Origin of the sequence: Georgenia satyanarayanai (assembly GCF_009193135.1) — a bacterium.
In the GTDB taxonomy this organism is placed as follows: Bacteria; Actinomycetota; Actinomycetes; order Actinomycetales; family Actinomycetaceae; genus Oceanitalea; species Oceanitalea satyanarayanai.
In genome coordinates, this window is the sequence record NZ_VUKC01000003.1 from 261,937 (window position 1) to 276,311 (window position 14,375).

Genomic DNA, 14,375 nt, shown 5'->3' on the forward strand with positions numbered 1-14,375 from the left:
GAGTGGGGTGGCCGGCGACGTCGGCCGCGCGGCGCCGTCCAGTCTACGGCGGGACCGCCAGTCCTTTCCCGGGAGATGCGTCTCAGGGCGTGGCGACGGCGAAGGTGTCGCAGGACTGCAGGGTGCCCTGCTCGTAGCCGGTGGTGAACCAGCGGGTGCGCTGCTCGGCGGAGCCGTGGGTCCACGTGTGCGGCGCGACGTCCCGGCCGCTCGTCTCCTGGATGCGGTCGTCCCCGACGGCGGCCGCGGCCTCGAGGGCCGAGCTCACCTCGTCGCGGGTCGGCTCCCGGAGGAAGGTCTCACCGGAGTCGGGGTCGACGGTGCCGGCCGCCTGCCCCACGAACATCCCGGCGTAGCAGTCGGCCTGGAGCTCGGTGCGCACGGCGTCACCGGAGGGCCCGGTGTCGGTGCGGTCGGCGGAGTCCATGGTGCCCAGGGCGTGCTGGGCGTGGTGGCCCCACTCGTGGGCGACGATGTAGATCTGCGCCAGCGGCGCGTTGCGCGCGCCGAGCTGGGTCTCGAGCTGGTCGAAGAAGCCGAGGTCGAGGTAGACCGAGGAGTCGGCCGGGCAGTAGAACGGACCGACGGCGGCCGTGGCCGAGCCGCACCCGGTCCCGACCGACCCGGTGAAGATCTCGAAGCCGGGCATGGCGTACTGCTCCCCCGCCTCGGCCATGGCGCCGTCCCAGTAGACGTCGAGGGCGTCGGCGGTGAGCACCATGCGGCACTCGGTGTGCTCGTTGGCGTCGGCGCCGGTCTGGCAGTGGCTGAGGTCCACGCCGTCCCCACCGCCCGCCGTGTCGCTGCCTCCGCCGTCGAGCAGGCTCGCCGGGTTCTGTCCCGTGAGGAGCATGATCGCCAGGACGACGAGCAGCCCGCCCCCGCCGACTCCCCCGCCGATCGCCATGCCACGCCGCCCGCCCCCGCCGGACGTGCGCACCCGGCGCGAGTTCCCGCGCACTCCCTCGTTGAACGTCATCCCGGCATTGTGCAGCGAGTGGGCTCGTCGCGCCCCCGCGCCGCTGAACTGCTCCGCTCCCGTCCGGGGGTGGCGGCGCGGGCGCGGTGAGGACCAGGCTTCGAGCTCCGCCGAAGTCGCTGCCCCGGCGCCCGAACGGGTTCACAATGCTGCCACCATGACCGGACAACCGCGTGCCCGGAGCGCGTACCGCCGTCGCCGCCGCGCGCTGGCCGCGCTGCGTCCGGTCCTGACCGCGGTGCTGCTCGTCGTGGTCTTCTACCTGTGGCCGTTCGAGCGGCCCAGCGGGGCGACGCTCGTGTCTCTCGTGCTCGGCCTGGCGGCGCTGCTCGTGCTGCTCACCTGGCAGGTGCGGGCCGTGGCCAGGTCGCCCGAGCCGCGCCTGCGCGCGGTCGAGGCGCTGGCGACGTCCATCTCGTTGTTCGTCGTCCTCTTCGCCGGCTTCTACGCCGGGCTCTCCGAGTACGACCCCGACGCCTTCACCGTGTCGCTCACGCGCACCGACGCGCTGTACTTCACCGTCACGACCATGGCGACGGTCGGCTTCGGCGACATCACCGCCCTGACCGAGCCCGCCCGGGTCGCCGTCACGGTCCAGATGGTCGCGGGACTCGTCCTGCTCGGTGCCGGGTGAGGGTGGTCCTCGGTGCGGCGCAGGTGGGGCTGCGCCGCACGGGCCGCCCCGACAGCTGGCCCTTCCTGTCCGACGCCGGGGACGACGCCGCACCCGCACCGCGGCGGGACGGGACGGACGCGGACGACGTCGGTGCATGAGCATCGCCCGGCCGTCCCCGTCAGCCGGTCGATGCGGGGCGCCCGGCCCTCCGGTCCGTCCTCGTGCCCTGGGTGCGGCCGCGCAGCAGCGCCATCGGCAGGACGAGGGTGGCGACCGCCGTCACCAGCCAGACCACCACGGCCCCGAGGATCCAGCCCTGCGCACCCGAGATCGTGAGCCCGCCACCCACGAGGGACGCGACGAGCAGCGCCACGAACGTGGAGACGAGACCGATGCCGCCGAGGAACGCCGGGGCGTACCGCGCCGCCGCCTTGGCGATGAACGGCGCGAGGACGCTCTGCGCGACGGCGAACACGACGACGGCGACGACGAAGCCGGACGCCGAGAGTCGGAACGTGTCCTTGAGCAGCCAGGACGCCACCAGCAGCCCGAGCGCTGCCGATGCCAGGAAGATCGCACCGCGAATCAGCAACGTGACCATCGGTCCACCGCCGTCAGACTCGGGCCGTGCCGTCCGTGCGGGCTGGTGCGCTCGCCGTGGACAGAGCCCTGCTCTTCAGGTGGTCGAACTCCGCACGGCTGATCGCGCCGGAGTCCAGCAACGCCTTCGCCCGGGAGATCTCCTCCGCCGGGCTGGAGCCCGCGACGTCACGGATGTACGCCTCGGCCTGCTGCCGTGCACCACGGCTCGCCTCGGCGCTGCGTTCGGCCATCCCGCTGCCGCGCGCGATGAGGTACACGAGCGCGGTCACCAGGGGCAGGACGAGGAGGAAGACCAGCCAGACGGCCTTCCCCCAGCCGCTCATCGCGCGGTCCCGGAACAGGTCCGTGATGATCGAGAACAGCGCGAAGAGGTAGGCGATGAAGAAGAACGCCCACAGGAACCACCAGATGATGTCCCAGAAGGAAGCCCAGAAATCCATGTCGGTCGCCTCCTGTCGCTCGGCGCGCCGGGCGGCGTCGCCTTCGGTTGCGACGCTTCCCATGATCCGGCGGCACGACAGCGGGCACAAGGGACCTAGGACCTGTGAGGCCCGGTCTCGACGGCACCACGGCCCGGACGCCGAGAGCCGGACCCCTCGGCGGAGGGATCCGGCTCTCGGTGGACGGGCGGCTCAGACGTTGAAGCCGAGGGCGCGCAGCTGCTCGCGGCCGTCGGGGGTGATCTTCTCCGGGCCCCACGGCGGCATCCAGACCCAGTTGATTCGCATGTCGTTGACGAGACCGTCCAGGGCCTGGGCGGACTGGTCCTCGATGACATCGGTCAGCGGGCAGGCCGCCGAGGTGAGCGTCATGTCGATGACCGCGTTGTTGTGCTGGTCCACGGTCACGCCGTAGACGAGCCCGAGGTCCACGACGTTGATGCCGAGCTCGGGGTCGATGACGTCCCGCATCGCCTCCTCGACGTCCGCAGCGGTCGTCGGTGACGGGTTGGTCGTGGTGTCACTCATCGGTCCTCCTCCTGTGTGGCGGGCGCGCTGGTCAGTGCGTGGGCGAGGGCGTCACGCAGCGCCATCCACCCGAGCAGGGCGCACTTGATGCGCGCCGGGTACTTCGCCACCCCGGTGAACGCGCTCGCGTCCCCCAGCGTGTCCTGCTTCTCCTCGGGCAGCTCGACCCCGCGGCCGTGCATGAGCTCGCGGAAGGTCTCGTTGATCGTGTCGACCTCGTGGACGGTGCGGCCCACGACGAGGTCGTTGAGCACGGACAGCGAGGCCTGGGAGATCGAGCAGCCCTGACCGACCCAGCCGACCTCGTCGACCCGGGGGCCGCCGTCGTCGTGGGCGAGGCGGACCCGCAGGGTCACCTGGTCCCCGCAGGTGGGGTTCACCTGGAAGGACTCGGCGTCGTACGGGTCGAGCTCGCCCGCCCCGTGCCGGGCACGGGAGTGGTCGAGGATGACCTGCTGGTAGAGCTGTTCCATCGGGTCAGCCATGATCGACTCCGAAGAAGTGCCGCACCTTGCCGAGCTCCTCGACGAAGACGTCGATCTCCTGCTCGGTGGTGTAGATGGACGCGGACACGCGGGCCGAGGCGTGCACCCCGAGCCGCTGGTGCACCGGCTGGGCGCAGTGGTGGCCCACGCGGACGGCGACGCCCGCGTTGTCGAGCACCTGGCCGACGTCGTGCGGGTGCACGCCGTCGACGGAGAAGGCGACGACGGCGAGCCGGTCGGCCGCGTCCCGCGGGCCGAGGACCCGCACGCCGGGCACCGAGGAGATGCCGGCGAGCAGCCGCTCGGTGAGCGTGTGCTCGTGGGCGGCGACGGCGTCCATCCCCAGCTCGGCGAGGTAGTCGACCGCGGCGCGCAGCCCCACGGTCTGGGACACCATCTGTGTGCCGGCCTCGAAGCGCTGCGGGGCGTCGGCGTAGGTGGTGCCCTCCATGGTGACGACCTGGACCATCGAGCCGCCGGTGAGGAAGGGCGGCATCGCGGCGAGCAGCTCGCGCTTGCCGTAGAGGCCCCCGACCCCGGTCGGCCCGAGCATCTTGTGGCCGGAGAACACGGCGAAGTCGACGTCCAGGGCGCGGAGGTCCACCGGGAGGTGGGGCACGCTCTGGCAGGCGTCGAGCAGGACGAGCGCGCCGGCCGCGCGCGCCCGGCGCACGACCTCCGCCACCGGGCTCAGCGCGCCGGTGACGTTGGAGGCGTGCGTGAGGGCCACGAGCCGGGTGCGCTCACCGATGACGTCGAAGGTGTCGGCGTCGAGCCGGCCCTCGTCGGTCAGGCCGATCCAGCGCAGGGTGGCGCCGGTGCGGGCGCACAGCTCCTGCCACGGGACGAGGTTGGCGTGGTGCTCGGCCTCGGTGACGACGATCTCGTCACCGGCACGCAGCGCGAAGCGCTCCACCGCGCGCTCCCCACCCCGGCCGAGGCTCGCGTTGGACATCGCGTACGCGACGAGGTTGATCCCCTCGGTGGCGTTCTTCGTCCACACGATCTCGTCGGTGGCGACACCGACGAAGGCCGCGACGGCCGCCCGGGCCTGCTCGTAGGCCTCGGTGGCCTCCTCGGCGAGCTGGTGCGCGCCGCGGTGGACCGCGGCGTTGCGCTGCTCGTAGAAGTCCTGCTCGGCGTCGATGACGCACTGGGGCTTCTGGGAGGTGGCCGCCGAGTCGAGGTAGACCAGCGGCCGGCCGCTACGGGTCGTCCTGCCCAGGATCGGGAAGTCGGCGCGCACGGCCGCCAGCTCGGCCGCGCTCAGCGCGCCCGGGCCGGTGGTGACCGGTGCACTCATCTCTGTCCTTCCGGTGCGGTTCAGACCGCGGCCGTCACGTACTTGTCGTAGCCCTCGGCCTCGAGGCGGTCGGCCAGCTCGGGGCCACCCTCCTCGGCGACGCGGCCGCCCACGAAGACGTGGACGTAGTCGGGCTTGATGTACTGCAGCACCCGCGTGTAGTGGGTGATGAGGAGGAAGCCGGCGTCGGTCTCGGAGTGGACGCGGTTGACACCCTCGGCCACGATCCGCAGCGCGTCGACGTCGAGGCCGGAGTCGGTCTCGTCGAGGACGGCGAACTTCGGGCGCAGGAGCTCCATCTGGAGGATCTCGTGGCGCTTCTTCTCGCCGCCGGAGAAGCCGGAGTTGACGTCGCGCTGGGCGAAGACCGGGTCCATCTTCAGCTTGTCCATGGCCGCGTTGACGTCCTTGACCCAGGTCCGCAGGGCGGGGGCCTCGCCGTCGATGGCGGTCTTGGCGGTGCGCAGGAAGTTGGAGACGGTGACGCCGGGGACCTCGACCGGGTACTGCATGGCGAGGAACAGGCCCGCGCGGGCGCGCTCGTCGACGCTCATCTCCAGGACGTCCTCGCCGTCCAGGAGGATCTCGCCCTCGGTGACCTCGTACTTGGGGTGGCCGGCGACGGCGTAGGCGAGGGTCGACTTGCCCGAGCCGTTGGGGCCCATGATCGCGTGGATCTCACCGCTGTTGATGGTGAGGGTCGCGCCCTTGAGGATCTGCTTGGGGCCGTCGTTGGTCTCGACGTTGACGTGGAGGTTCTTGATCTCAAGCGTGGACATTCAGGTTCTCTTCCTTCAAGTTTCGGCAGGTCAGGCGTTGGCTGCGACGGTCGTGGTGACGTCGACGAGCACGGAGTCGCCCTCGACGGAGACGGGGTAGACGGGCACGGGCTGGGTGGCCGGCAGGCTCAGCGGCTTGCCGGTGCGCAGGTCGAAGCTGGAGCCGTGGAGCCAGCACTCGATCGCGCCGTCCTCCACCTCCCCGTCCGAGAGGCTCACCTGGCCGTGGGAGCAGGTGTCGGAGATGGCGTGGTACTGCCCGTCGTGGTCGCGGACGACGGAGACCGGCACGGGCCGGCCGTCCGCGTCCTCGATGTCCACGCGCATCGCCTCACCGGGCTCGAGGTCCCCGGTGTCGCACACGTACTGGGCGCTCATGCCGTGGCGTTCTCCATCGTGCGGTCGAGCTCGGCCTCGATGGCGTCCATGAGGCGCTCGGAGACGAGCGGGACACCGATCTGGGCGATGAGCTCGGCGAAGAAGCCGCGGACGACGAGGCGGCGGGCCTCGGCCTCCGGGACACCGCGCGAGCGCAGGTAGAACAGCTGCTCGTCGTCGAAGCGACCGGTGGCACTGGCGTGCCCGGCCCCCTCGATCTCACCGGTCTCGATCTCGAGGTTCGGCACCGAGTCGGCGCGCGCCCCCTCCGTGAGGACGAGGTTGCGGTTGAGCTCGTAGGTGTCGGTGCCCTCGGCCGCGACGCGGATGAGGACGTCACCGATCCACACCGAGTGGGCGTCCTTGCCCTGGAGCGCACCCTTGTAGGTGACCCGGGAGACGCAGCTCGGCTCGTTGTGGTCGACGAAGAGACGGTGCTCCTGGTGCTGGCCGGCGTCGGCGAAGTAGAGACCGAGCATCTCGACGTTGCCCCCGGGGCCCGCGAACGCGGCGTCCGGGGTCACGCGCACGACGTCGCCGCCGAGGGTGACGACGATGTGCTTGAGGTTGGCGTCGCGGCCGATGCGGGAGCGGTGCGCCGTCAGGTGGATCGCGCCGTCCTCCCAGTCCTGGACGCTGACGACCGTCAGCCGCGCGTTGTCGGCGACGTCGACCTCGACGGTCTGGGCGAGGTTCGCGGTGCCGCGGTGGTCCAGGACGACGATCGCCTCGCTGCTCTCCTCGGCGCGCACGAGCAGGTGCTGCGCCGCGACGCCCTCCGCACCGGTGCCGTCGACCGTGATCATCGTGTGCCCGCCGGCCGCGTGGTTCCTCGGCACGGTGACGACGAGCGCCTCGGTGAAGGAGGCCCAGGCGGCGGCCGCGGTGCGGTCGCCGGGGGCGCCGATCCGGCCGAGCCGGGAGTCCTCGCGGCCCACATGCTCGACGGTGACGCCGTCGGCGGCCTCGACGGTGACGTCGGGGGCGGCGCCGGCGAGCTCGCCGGCGAAGAACTGCTGGAGGCGGTCGACGGGCGTGAAGCGCCAGTCCTCCTCGCGCCCGGTGGGCACCGGGAAGTCGGACAGCTCGAAGGAGGTGGCGCGGTCGGCGCGGGAGGCCTCCGGGACGGTGCCGCCACCGTGGGTGTGGGCGGCGTCCGTGGTGGCGCGGGTGTGGTCGGTCTTCATCTGGTTGTCAGTCGTCCCCTTGGTCGTGTCGGTCGTCGCGGTCATCAGCCCACCGCCCCTTCCATCTGGAGCTCGATGAGGCGGTTGAGCTCGAGGGCGTACTCCATGGGCAGCTCGCGCGCGATCGGCTCGACGAAGCCGCGGACGATCATCGCCATGGCCTCGGGCTCCTCCATGCCGCGCGACATGAGGTAGAAGAGCTGGTCGGCGCTCACCTTGGAGACGGTGGCCTCGTGGCCCATCTCGACGTCGTCGACGCGGACGTCGACGTACGGGTAGGTGTCGGAGCGGGAGACGAGGTCGACGAGGAGCGCGTCGCACAGCACGGTGGACTTGGACTGCGTGGCACCCTCGAGCACCTGGACCAGGCCGCGGTAGGAGGCGCGGCCACCGCCGCGGGCCACGGACTTGGAGACGATCGAGGACGACGTGTGCGGCGCCATGTGGACCATCTTCGAGCCGGTGTCCTGGTGCTGGCCCTCGCCGGCGAAGGCGATGGAGAGGGTCTCGCCCTTGGCGTGCTCGCCCATGAGGTAGACGGCCGGGTACTTCATCGTCACCTTGGAGCCGATGTTGCCGTCGATCCACTCCATGGTGCCGCCCTGCTCGACGGTCGCCCGCTTGGTGACGAGGTTGTAGACGTTGTTCGACCAGTTCTGGATCGTCGTGTAGCGGACGCGGGCGTCCTTCTTGACGATGATCTCGACGACGGCGGAATGCAGCGAGTCGCTCTGGTAGATCGGGGCGGTGCAGCCCTCGACGTAGTGCACGTAGGAGCCCTCGTCGGCGATGATCAGCGTCCGCTCGAACTGGCCCATGTTCTCGGTGTTAATGCGGAAGTAGGCCTGGAGCGGGATCTCGACGTGGACGCCCTTGGGGACGTAGACGAAGGAGCCACCGGACCACACCGCCGTGTTGAGCGCGGCGAACTTGTTGTCACCGGAGGGGATGACGGTCCCGAAGTACTCCTCGAAGATCTCCGGGTGCTCCTTGAGCGCGGTGTCGGTGTCGAGGAAGATGACGCCCTGCTGCTCGAGGTCCTCGCGGATCTGGTGGTAGACGACCTCGGACTCGTACTGGGCCGCGACGCCGGCGACGAGACGCTGCTTCTCGGCCTCCGGGATGCCCAGGCGGTCGTAGGTGTTCTTGATGTCCTCGGGCAGGTCCTCCCAGCTGGTGGCCTGCTTCTCGGTCGACCGGACGAAGTACTTGATGTTGTCGAAGTCGATGTCGGAGAGGTCGGCGCCCCAGTTCGGCATGGGCTTCTTGTCGAAGAGGCTGAGCGCGCGCGTGCGGCGCTTGAGCATCCACTCCGGCTCGTCCTTCAGCTCGGAGATGTTGCGCACGACGTCCTCGTTCAGGCCACGACGCGCGGTGGCTCCGGCGTCGTCCTTGTCGTGCCACCCGAACCGGTAGTTCCCAATCGAGGCGATCGTCTCGTCCTGGGTCATGGGGGTGTCGGTCGTACTCGTCATCAGTTTCCTTCCGTCTCGTCACCGTGCGGTGACGGGGTGGTGCTCGGCCGGCCGGTGGGGACAGTTGTGGGGATGTGGGTGGTGCAGACGTGCTCGCCGCCGGCCAGCGTAGCCAGCCGCTGGACGTGGACGCCGAGGAGGCGCGAGAACGCGCGTGTCTCCGCGTCGCACAGCTGGTGGTAGGACTCGGCGACGGCCAGGACCGGGCAGTTGCCCTGGCACAGCTGGACCGCCATCCCGCGGGGACCCACGGAGCGGACGGTGGCGGCGTAGCCGTCCTGGGTGAGGGCACCGGCCAGGGCGCGGGCACGGTCGGCGACGTCCTCGCCCGCGGCCTCGACCACGGGCGCGTAGCGCTCCTCCAGGCCGCTCACCCGCTGGTTGGCGAAGTGGTCGACGGCGTCCGGCCCGGCGACGTCACCGATGAACTGCAGAGCGTGGGTGGCGAGGTCGGAGTAGGCCTGGGACAGGCCCGAGCGCCCGGCCTCGGTGGCGACGTAGTAGCGCGCGGGGCGTCCGCGACGGCGCTGGCCGGGGCCGGAGGGCTCGTGGACGACGATGCGCTCGTCCCGCTCGAGGGCGGCGATGTGGCGCCGGACGCCGGCCGGGGTGAGGGTGAGGAGGCGGGCGAGCTCGGCGGCGCTGACGGGGCCGTGCTCGACGACGAGGCGGAGCACGCGGTCGTGCGTCGCAGACTCGACGCTGGTCTCGCTCACGGCTCGCTCCTCCTTCTCTCCGGTGGGTGGGAGGCACGCCTGGGGCGCGCCGTCACATTAGGGAACAGTCTCGTTGCCGAAATGCTTCCCGGCAAGGAAGGCATACCTCACCGTGGGGGTTGTCACGCCTCCCGGCCGGGGCCCGGAGGCGCGCCGCCGCGCGGTTAGGCTGGGCCGCGTGCTGACGGACTCCCCCGCCCTCCTCGTCGACGGCCTGCGCAAGCGCTACGGCGACCGGGAGGTCGTCTCCGGGCTCGGCCTGCGGGCGGCCCGCGGGGAGCTCACCGCCGTGCTCGGCCCCAACGGGGCCGGGAAGACGACGACGATCGAGTGCTGCGAGGGGCTGCGCCGCCCCGACGGCGGACGGGTCGAGGTGCTCGGGCTGGATCGTTCCCGACCGGAGAACGCCGCCGAGCTCCGCCACCGGGTGGGCGTCATGCTCCAGGAGGGGGGCCTGCCCATGGCCCCGCACGCCGGGGCGGTGCTCCGGCACGTCGCGAGCCTCCACGACCGTCCCGAGGCCGCCGGGCCGCTCCTCGAGCGGCTCGGCCTGTCGGCGGTCTCCCGCACCCGGGTCCGTCACCTGTCCGGTGGGCAGCGCCAGCGCCTGGCGCTCGCCTGCGCGATCGTCGGGGAGCCCGAGCTCGTCTTCCTCGACGAGCCGACCGCGGGCCTGGACCCCCAGGCGCGGCTGGCCGTGTGGGACCTCGTGCGCGAGCTGCGCGCCGCCGGCACCTCGATGGTCCTCACCACCCACCTCATGTCGGAGGTGGAGGAGCTGGCCGACCACGTCGTCGTCGTCGACCGCGGTGCCACCGTCGCCGCCGGGCGCCCCGCCGAGCTGCGGGGTGCGCCCCAGGTGCGCATCACTCCCCCACCCGGCACGCCCGCCGCGGCGCTCGCGGCCGACGTCCTCGCCGAGCTGTCCGACCACACCGGGCTGGACACGTCCGCGGAGGGGACGGGCGTCGTCGTGCGCGGTGCGCGGGTGGACGCGGCGGCCCTCGCCGTCGTCGCCCGTGCGCTGGCCGACACCGGCCACGGGGCGGCCGAGGTCGCCCTCACCCGGCCCACCCTCGAGGACGCGTTCCTCTCCCTCACCGGCCGCGAGCTGCGGGCGGACGCGGCGTGAGCGCCGCCAGCCGCCGGGTCCTCGCCCAGACCCGGTTCGAGACCCTTGCGGTCCTGCGCAACGGGGAGCAGCTCCTCCTCACGCTGCTGCTGCCCGCCATCGCCCTCGTCGCCCTCGCGACGACCGACCTTGTGCCGCTGCCCGGGCCGCGGGAGCACGCCGCCCTCGGCAGCGCCCTGGCGATGGCGGTGGCCTCGTCCTTCACCTCCCAGGCGATCGCCGTGGCCTTCGACCGGCGCTGGGGCGTGCTCCGTATGCTCGCGACGACGCCGCTCGGGCAGCGGGGGCTGCTCGCGGGCAAGCTCGGGGCGGTGCTCGTCGTCCTCGTCGTGCAGACGGTGCTGCTGGGGGCCATCGGGCTGGCGGTGGGCTGGCGCCCCGACGGGCTCGACCTCGTCCAGGTGGCCGGCGCCGCCGCGCTCATGGTCGTGGGGACCGGGGTCTTCGTGAGCTTCGCCATGCTCGTCGGTGGGACGCTGCGGCCCGAGGCGGTCCTCGCCATCGCGAACCTGCTGTTCGTCCTCATGGTCGTGAGCGGCGGGCTCGTGCTGCCGCTCGACATGCTCCCGGGCGCGGTCGCCACCGCCCTGGCGTTCCTGCCGCCGGGTGCTCTCGGCGAGGCGCTGCGCGCGCTGCTCACCGACGGGACGGTCGACCTCGTGGGCCTCGCCGTGCTGGCCGCCTGGGCGGTGCTGGGCGGCGTGCTCGCGACCCGCGCCTTCCGCTGGGACGCCTGAGCGCGCTCAGCCCGCGGACTCCTCCGCGGCGCGGCGCTCGGCGAGGCGGGCCTCCTCGGCACGCACCCGGTTGAGGGTGACCCGCTCCTCGTTGAGCCAGGCGGGCGGCTCGTCGAGCAGTGCCTTGATCTCGTCCGTGGTGAGCGGCTCGGTGACGCCGGCGCGGGCGAGGCCGGAGGTGGACACGCCGAGCCGGCGGGCGACCTCCTGGCGCGGGTGCGGGCCGTTGCGGCGCAGCTCCGCGAGCCACTCCGGCGGGTCGGCCTGCAGCGCGTTGAGCTCGTCGCGGGAGATGTCCCCTGCCTGGAACTCCGGAGGGGTCGCGGAGAGAAGCACCCCGAGCTTGCGAGCGGCGGTCAGGGGCTTGAGCATCTGCGGCTTGGCCATGGCGCCAGCGTATCGGCCGATAGTCTCGACCCGCGCCACTCACCCGAGTCCCGAGGAGCTGTCATGGCCGAGCCCTTCCGTGTCGGCTTCGCGCCCGGCGTCAGCCCGGGCAAGTGGTTCACCCGGTGGGAGGAGCGGCTGCCCGACTCCCCGCTCGCGCCGCGCCTGGTGGAGCCGGAGGACCAGCGCCGGCTGCTCGCGGAGGGCGAGCTCGACATGTGCTTCGTCCGGCTCCCGCTGGACCGTGACGGGCTCCACCTCATCCCGCTCTACGAGGAGCTGCCGGTGGTCGTGGCCGGCAAGGACCACCCGGTCACCACCTTCGACGAGGTCGACGTCGCCGACCTCGCCGCCGAGCACCTCCTCCAGGACGCCGCCGCGTGCCCGGAGTGGGCCGCCGTCGCCGAGGAGGTGCGCGAGGGCCGCCGGGTGGAGCCGCCGCCCATGACGGTCGCGCAGGCGGTGGAGGTTGCCGCGAGCGGGGCCGGGATCCTCGTGCTGCCGATGTCGGTGGCGCGGCTGCACCAGCGCAAGGACGTGCGCGCCGTCCCGGTCACCGGGGTGGCGACGACGCAGGTGGGCCTCGCCTGGCGCACGGACAACGCGGACCCGCGGGTGGAGACCTTCGTCGGGATCGTCCGCGGGCGCACCGAGCGCAGCTCCCGACAGCCCGACGCGCGGCCCGCCGACGCCCGACCGACCGACAGCGGCGCGCGCCCGGAGGCCAGACGCCCGGGGCCCGGCAGGGGGCGCGGGGCAGGCGGCGCACGCCGGCGGGGCGGGCCCGGGCCGCGGAAGGGCCGCTGAGCCGCCGACGCCGCGCGCGGTGCCCGTGATGTGCACCGACGTCCGCGACACGCGGCCGACACGCCGGGACACCTGTCGCGTGGGAGGTGCTCGGTGGGACGTGTGCGCAGACCAGCGTCAGCCACCGCGCCCCAGTGAGGCGAGCCGGGCCCGCAGGTGGGACTGCTCGACCGTGTTGGCGGTGTGCCGGACCGCCGCCGCGTACTCCTCGGCGGCCTCCGCTGCACGCCCCAGACGCCGGAGCAGCTCGGCGCGCACCGCGTGGAACGGGTGGTACCCCGCGAGGTCCAGACCCTCGAGGAGCTCCAGCGCCGGTGCGGGACCGTGGACCTCTGCCACCGCCACCGCCCGGTTGAGCGCGACGACCGGCGTCGGGCTCGTGGCGAGGAGCCGGTCGTAGAGCGCGAGGATCTGCCGCCAGTCGGTGTCCGCGGCGGTCACGGCGTCGCTGTGGACGGCGGCGACGGCGGCCTGCAGCTGGTAGGGCCCGGGCCGGCCGGCCCGCAGGCACTCGCGCACCAGGCGCTGCCCCTCGGCCACGAGCGTGCGGTCCCAGCGGCTGCGGTCCTGCGCGGGCAGCGGCACGAGCGCGCCGGCGCCGTCGTCCCGCGCCGCCCGCCGCGCCTGGGTCAGGAGCATGAGGGCGAGCAGTCCCCGCACCTCCGGCTCGTCGGGCAGGAGCTCGAGGAGGACCCGGCCGAGCCGGACCGCCTCGGCGCACAGCTCTCCGCGCACGAGGTGCTCGCCGCTGGTCGCGGTGTAGCCCTCGTTGAAGACGAGGTAGACGACGGTGAGCACGGCCTGCAGCCGGCCCGGCAGCTCCTCCTCGGTGGGCACGCGGTACGGGATACGCGCCGCGCGGATCTTCGCCTTGGCCCGCACCAGCCGTTGCGCCATCGCGGTCTCACGGACAAGGAAGGCCCTGGCGATCTCGGCGGTGCTCAGCCCGCCGAGCAGCTTGAGCGTGAGGGCCACCTGTGCCTCGCGGGACAGGGCGGGGTGGCAGCAGGTGAGGACGAGCCGCAGGCGCTCGTCGGGCACGGGACCCGCCTCCTCGGCGTCGTCGGCCACGTGGAGCAGCGCCGCCTCCGCCAGCTTGTCCCGGCCCCTCGCCTCGCGCCGCAGCCGGTCGACGACGCGGCGACGTGCGGTGGTGACGAGCCACCCGGCCGGGCTGGGCGGGAGGCCGTCGGTGGGCCAGCGGGCGACGGCAGCGGCGAAGGCCTCCTGGGCCGCGTCCTCGGCGAGGTCGATGTCCCCGAAGGCGCGGACCAGGATGGCCACGACGCGGCCGTACTCGGCGCGAAAGACCCGCTCGACGTCCGCTGCGGTGACCATGGCCGTCCTACTGGAAGGGCCGCACCTCGACGGGCAGGGCGGTCGCCCGTGCCAGGCGCTCACCCCAGCCGAGCGCGGCGTCGAGGTCCTCCACGTCGATGACGGTGAGGCCGCCGAGGTGCTCCTTCGCCTCGGCGAAGGGCCCGTCCGTGGTGACGACGTCCCCGCCCTGCGGCCGCAGCACGGTGGCCGTCGTGGGGGCGTGCAGCCCGCCGTCGAAGACCCACACGCCCTGGCGGTGCATGTCCTCCTTGAGGTCGCTCACCTCGCGGAGGATCGGCTCGAGGAACTCCGCGTCGGGGAACTCCGCCATCGTCTCGCCGTAGGGCTGGTAGATGCTGAGCAGGTACTGGCTCATCTCTCGTCTCCTCGGTTGTCCGGCGCACCGGCCCGACCGGCGCGCTCACCCTCTGGACGAACGGGGAGGTCCGGTTTCGACAGCCCTCGGGATGGTGGCCCCAGCGCGGCCGCCGACTGCCGCCTCA

19 protein-coding genes are annotated in these 14,375 nt (G+C 72.8%); 5 read left to right on the top strand and 14 right to left on the bottom strand.

Going from position 1 to position 14,375, the window contains the following annotated elements:
* Positions 1 to 82: 82 nt before the first annotated feature.
* A complete protein-coding gene (ypfJ, locus tag GD632_RS06160; protein ID WP_152189881.1) occupies positions 83 to 979 on the bottom strand; it encodes a KPN_02809 family neutral zinc metallopeptidase in 897 nt (298 codons plus the stop codon).
* Positions 980 to 1,136: 157 nt separating this feature from the next.
* Here ypfJ and GD632_RS06165 point away from each other — a divergent pair, with 157 nt between their 5' ends.
* A complete protein-coding gene (locus GD632_RS06165) occupies positions 1,137 to 1,613 on the top strand; it encodes a potassium channel family protein (RefSeq protein ID WP_226924659.1) in 477 nt (158 codons plus the stop codon).
* On the top strand, positions 1,610 to 1,753 hold the full coding sequence (locus GD632_RS16210; protein WP_226924661.1) for a hypothetical protein: 144 nt from the start codon (positions 1,610 to 1,612) through the stop codon (positions 1,751 to 1,753). The genes GD632_RS06165 and GD632_RS16210 overlap by 4 nt, the downstream gene beginning before the upstream one ends.
* A gap of 20 nt (positions 1,754 to 1,773) precedes the next feature.
* Here GD632_RS16210 and GD632_RS06170 read toward each other — a convergent pair whose 3' ends face one another.
* The 10 genes from GD632_RS06170 to GD632_RS06215 form a co-directional block, all read right to left on the bottom strand.
* A complete protein-coding gene (locus GD632_RS06170; RefSeq protein WP_152189883.1) occupies positions 1,774 to 2,196 on the bottom strand; it encodes a phage holin family protein in 423 nt (140 codons plus the stop codon).
* Positions 2,197 to 2,209: 13 nt separating this feature from the next.
* Complete coding sequence (locus GD632_RS06175) at positions 2,210 to 2,638, bottom strand: SHOCT domain-containing protein (RefSeq protein WP_152189885.1); 429 nt, start codon at positions 2,636 to 2,638, stop codon at positions 2,210 to 2,212.
* Between the two features lie 192 nt (positions 2,639 to 2,830).
* On the bottom strand, positions 2,831 to 3,166 hold the full coding sequence (locus GD632_RS06180) for a metal-sulfur cluster assembly factor (RefSeq protein WP_152189888.1): 336 nt from the start codon (positions 3,164 to 3,166) through the stop codon (positions 2,831 to 2,833).
* Complete coding sequence (gene sufU / locus GD632_RS06185; protein WP_152189890.1) at positions 3,163 to 3,651, bottom strand: Fe-S cluster assembly sulfur transfer protein SufU; 489 nt, start codon at positions 3,649 to 3,651, stop codon at positions 3,163 to 3,165. The genes GD632_RS06180 and sufU overlap by 4 nt, the downstream gene beginning before the upstream one ends.
* Positions 3,644 to 4,954, bottom strand: a complete 1,311-nt coding sequence (locus tag GD632_RS06190; RefSeq protein ID WP_152189892.1) for a cysteine desulfurase — start codon at positions 4,952 to 4,954, stop codon at positions 3,644 to 3,646. The genes sufU and GD632_RS06190 overlap by 8 nt, the downstream gene beginning before the upstream one ends.
* Before the next feature lie 20 nt (positions 4,955 to 4,974).
* The gene (sufC, locus tag GD632_RS06195) at positions 4,975 to 5,733 is read right to left on the bottom strand and encodes a Fe-S cluster assembly ATPase SufC (RefSeq protein ID WP_152189894.1); all 759 of its coding nucleotides are present in this window, start codon (positions 5,731 to 5,733) and stop codon (positions 4,975 to 4,977) included.
* A gap of 30 nt (positions 5,734 to 5,763) precedes the next feature.
* Positions 5,764 to 6,111: a non-heme iron oxygenase ferredoxin subunit gene (locus tag GD632_RS06200; protein WP_152189896.1), complete on the bottom strand. Its 348-nt coding sequence runs from the start codon at positions 6,109 to 6,111 to the stop codon at positions 5,764 to 5,766.
* The gene (gene sufD / locus GD632_RS06205) at positions 6,108 to 7,343 is read right to left on the bottom strand and encodes a Fe-S cluster assembly protein SufD (protein WP_152189899.1); all 1,236 of its coding nucleotides are present in this window, start codon (positions 7,341 to 7,343) and stop codon (positions 6,108 to 6,110) included. The genes GD632_RS06200 and sufD overlap by 4 nt, the downstream gene beginning before the upstream one ends.
* Positions 7,343 to 8,773: a Fe-S cluster assembly protein SufB gene (sufB, locus tag GD632_RS06210; protein ID WP_152189901.1), complete on the bottom strand. Its 1,431-nt coding sequence runs from the start codon at positions 8,771 to 8,773 to the stop codon at positions 7,343 to 7,345. The genes sufD and sufB overlap by 1 nt, the downstream gene beginning before the upstream one ends.
* Complete coding sequence (locus tag GD632_RS06215; protein ID WP_152189903.1) at positions 8,773 to 9,489, bottom strand: helix-turn-helix transcriptional regulator; 717 nt, start codon at positions 9,487 to 9,489, stop codon at positions 8,773 to 8,775. The genes sufB and GD632_RS06215 overlap by 1 nt, the downstream gene beginning before the upstream one ends.
* Before the next feature lie 181 nt (positions 9,490 to 9,670).
* Here GD632_RS06215 and GD632_RS06220 point away from each other — a divergent pair, with 181 nt between their 5' ends.
* Complete coding sequence (locus GD632_RS06220; RefSeq protein WP_152190162.1) at positions 9,671 to 10,621, top strand: ABC transporter ATP-binding protein; 951 nt, start codon at positions 9,671 to 9,673, stop codon at positions 10,619 to 10,621.
* Positions 10,618 to 11,358, top strand: a complete 741-nt coding sequence (locus tag GD632_RS06225; RefSeq protein ID WP_152189905.1) for an ABC transporter permease — start codon at positions 10,618 to 10,620, stop codon at positions 11,356 to 11,358. Before GD632_RS06220 ends, GD632_RS06225 begins: the two co-directional genes overlap by 4 nt.
* A 6-nt stretch (positions 11,359 to 11,364) precedes the next feature.
* Here the strand turns inward: GD632_RS06225 and GD632_RS06230 are convergent, their stop codons facing one another.
* Positions 11,365 to 11,745 carry a DUF5997 family protein gene (locus tag GD632_RS06230; RefSeq protein WP_152189908.1) on the bottom strand — a complete coding sequence of 127 codons (381 nt, stop codon included), beginning with the start codon at positions 11,743 to 11,745 and terminating at the stop codon, positions 11,365 to 11,367.
* Positions 11,746 to 11,808: 63 nt separating this feature from the next.
* On the opposite strand from GD632_RS06230, the gene GD632_RS06235 reads away from it, so the two are divergent.
* Positions 11,809 to 12,552 (top strand): LysR substrate-binding domain-containing protein, encoded by a 744-nt coding sequence (locus GD632_RS06235; RefSeq protein WP_152189911.1) that lies wholly within the window; start codon positions 11,809 to 11,811, stop codon positions 12,550 to 12,552.
* A gap of 117 nt (positions 12,553 to 12,669) precedes the next feature.
* Here the strand turns inward: GD632_RS06235 and GD632_RS06240 are convergent, their stop codons facing one another.
* Together GD632_RS06240 and GD632_RS06245 are read right to left on the bottom strand one after the other, a co-directional pair.
* Positions 12,670 to 13,890: an RNA polymerase sigma factor gene (locus tag GD632_RS06240; RefSeq protein WP_152189913.1), complete on the bottom strand. Its 1,221-nt coding sequence runs from the start codon at positions 13,888 to 13,890 to the stop codon at positions 12,670 to 12,672.
* A 7-nt stretch (positions 13,891 to 13,897) separates the two neighbouring features.
* Positions 13,898 to 14,248 (bottom strand): YciI family protein, encoded by a 351-nt coding sequence (locus tag GD632_RS06245; protein WP_152189915.1) that lies wholly within the window; start codon positions 14,246 to 14,248, stop codon positions 13,898 to 13,900.
* Positions 14,249 to 14,375: the final 127 nt, after the last annotated feature.

Coding starts and splice junctions, on each gene's coding strand:
- GD632_RS06175 (WP_152189885.1), bottom strand. CDS start 2,638: ATGGATTTCTGGGCTTCCTTCTGGGACATCATCTGGTGGTTCCTGTGG.
- sufD (WP_152189899.1), bottom strand. CDS start 7,343: ATGACCGCGACGACCGACACGACCAAGGGGACGACTGACAACCAGATG.
- GD632_RS06245 (WP_152189915.1), bottom strand. CDS start 14,248: ATGAGCCAGTACCTGCTCAGCATCTACCAGCCCTACGGCGAGACGATG.
- GD632_RS06170 (WP_152189883.1), bottom strand. CDS start 2,196: ATGGTCACGTTGCTGATTCGCGGTGCGATCTTCCTGGCATCGGCAGCG.
- GD632_RS06200 (WP_152189896.1), bottom strand. CDS start 6,111: ATGAGCGCCCAGTACGTGTGCGACACCGGGGACCTCGAGCCCGGTGAG.
- sufU (WP_152189890.1), bottom strand. CDS start 3,651: ATGGCTGACCCGATGGAACAGCTCTACCAGCAGGTCATCCTCGACCAC.
- GD632_RS06235 (WP_152189911.1), top strand. CDS start 11,809: ATGGCCGAGCCCTTCCGTGTCGGCTTCGCGCCCGGCGTCAGCCCGGGC.
- sufB (WP_152189901.1), bottom strand. CDS start 8,773: ATGACGAGTACGACCGACACCCCCATGACCCAGGACGAGACGATCGCC.
- ypfJ (WP_152189881.1), bottom strand. CDS start 979: ATGACGTTCAACGAGGGAGTGCGCGGGAACTCGCGCCGGGTGCGCACG.
- GD632_RS06190 (WP_152189892.1), bottom strand. CDS start 4,954: ATGAGTGCACCGGTCACCACCGGCCCGGGCGCGCTGAGCGCGGCCGAG.
- GD632_RS06230 (WP_152189908.1), bottom strand. CDS start 11,745: ATGGCCAAGCCGCAGATGCTCAAGCCCCTGACCGCCGCTCGCAAGCTC.
- GD632_RS06240 (WP_152189913.1), bottom strand. CDS start 13,890: ATGGTCACCGCAGCGGACGTCGAGCGGGTCTTTCGCGCCGAGTACGGC.
- sufC (WP_152189894.1), bottom strand. CDS start 5,733: ATGTCCACGCTTGAGATCAAGAACCTCCACGTCAACGTCGAGACCAAC.
- GD632_RS06180 (WP_152189888.1), bottom strand. CDS start 3,166: ATGAGTGACACCACGACCAACCCGTCACCGACGACCGCTGCGGACGTC.
- GD632_RS06165 (WP_226924659.1), top strand. CDS start 1,137: ATGACCGGACAACCGCGTGCCCGGAGCGCGTACCGCCGTCGCCGCCGC.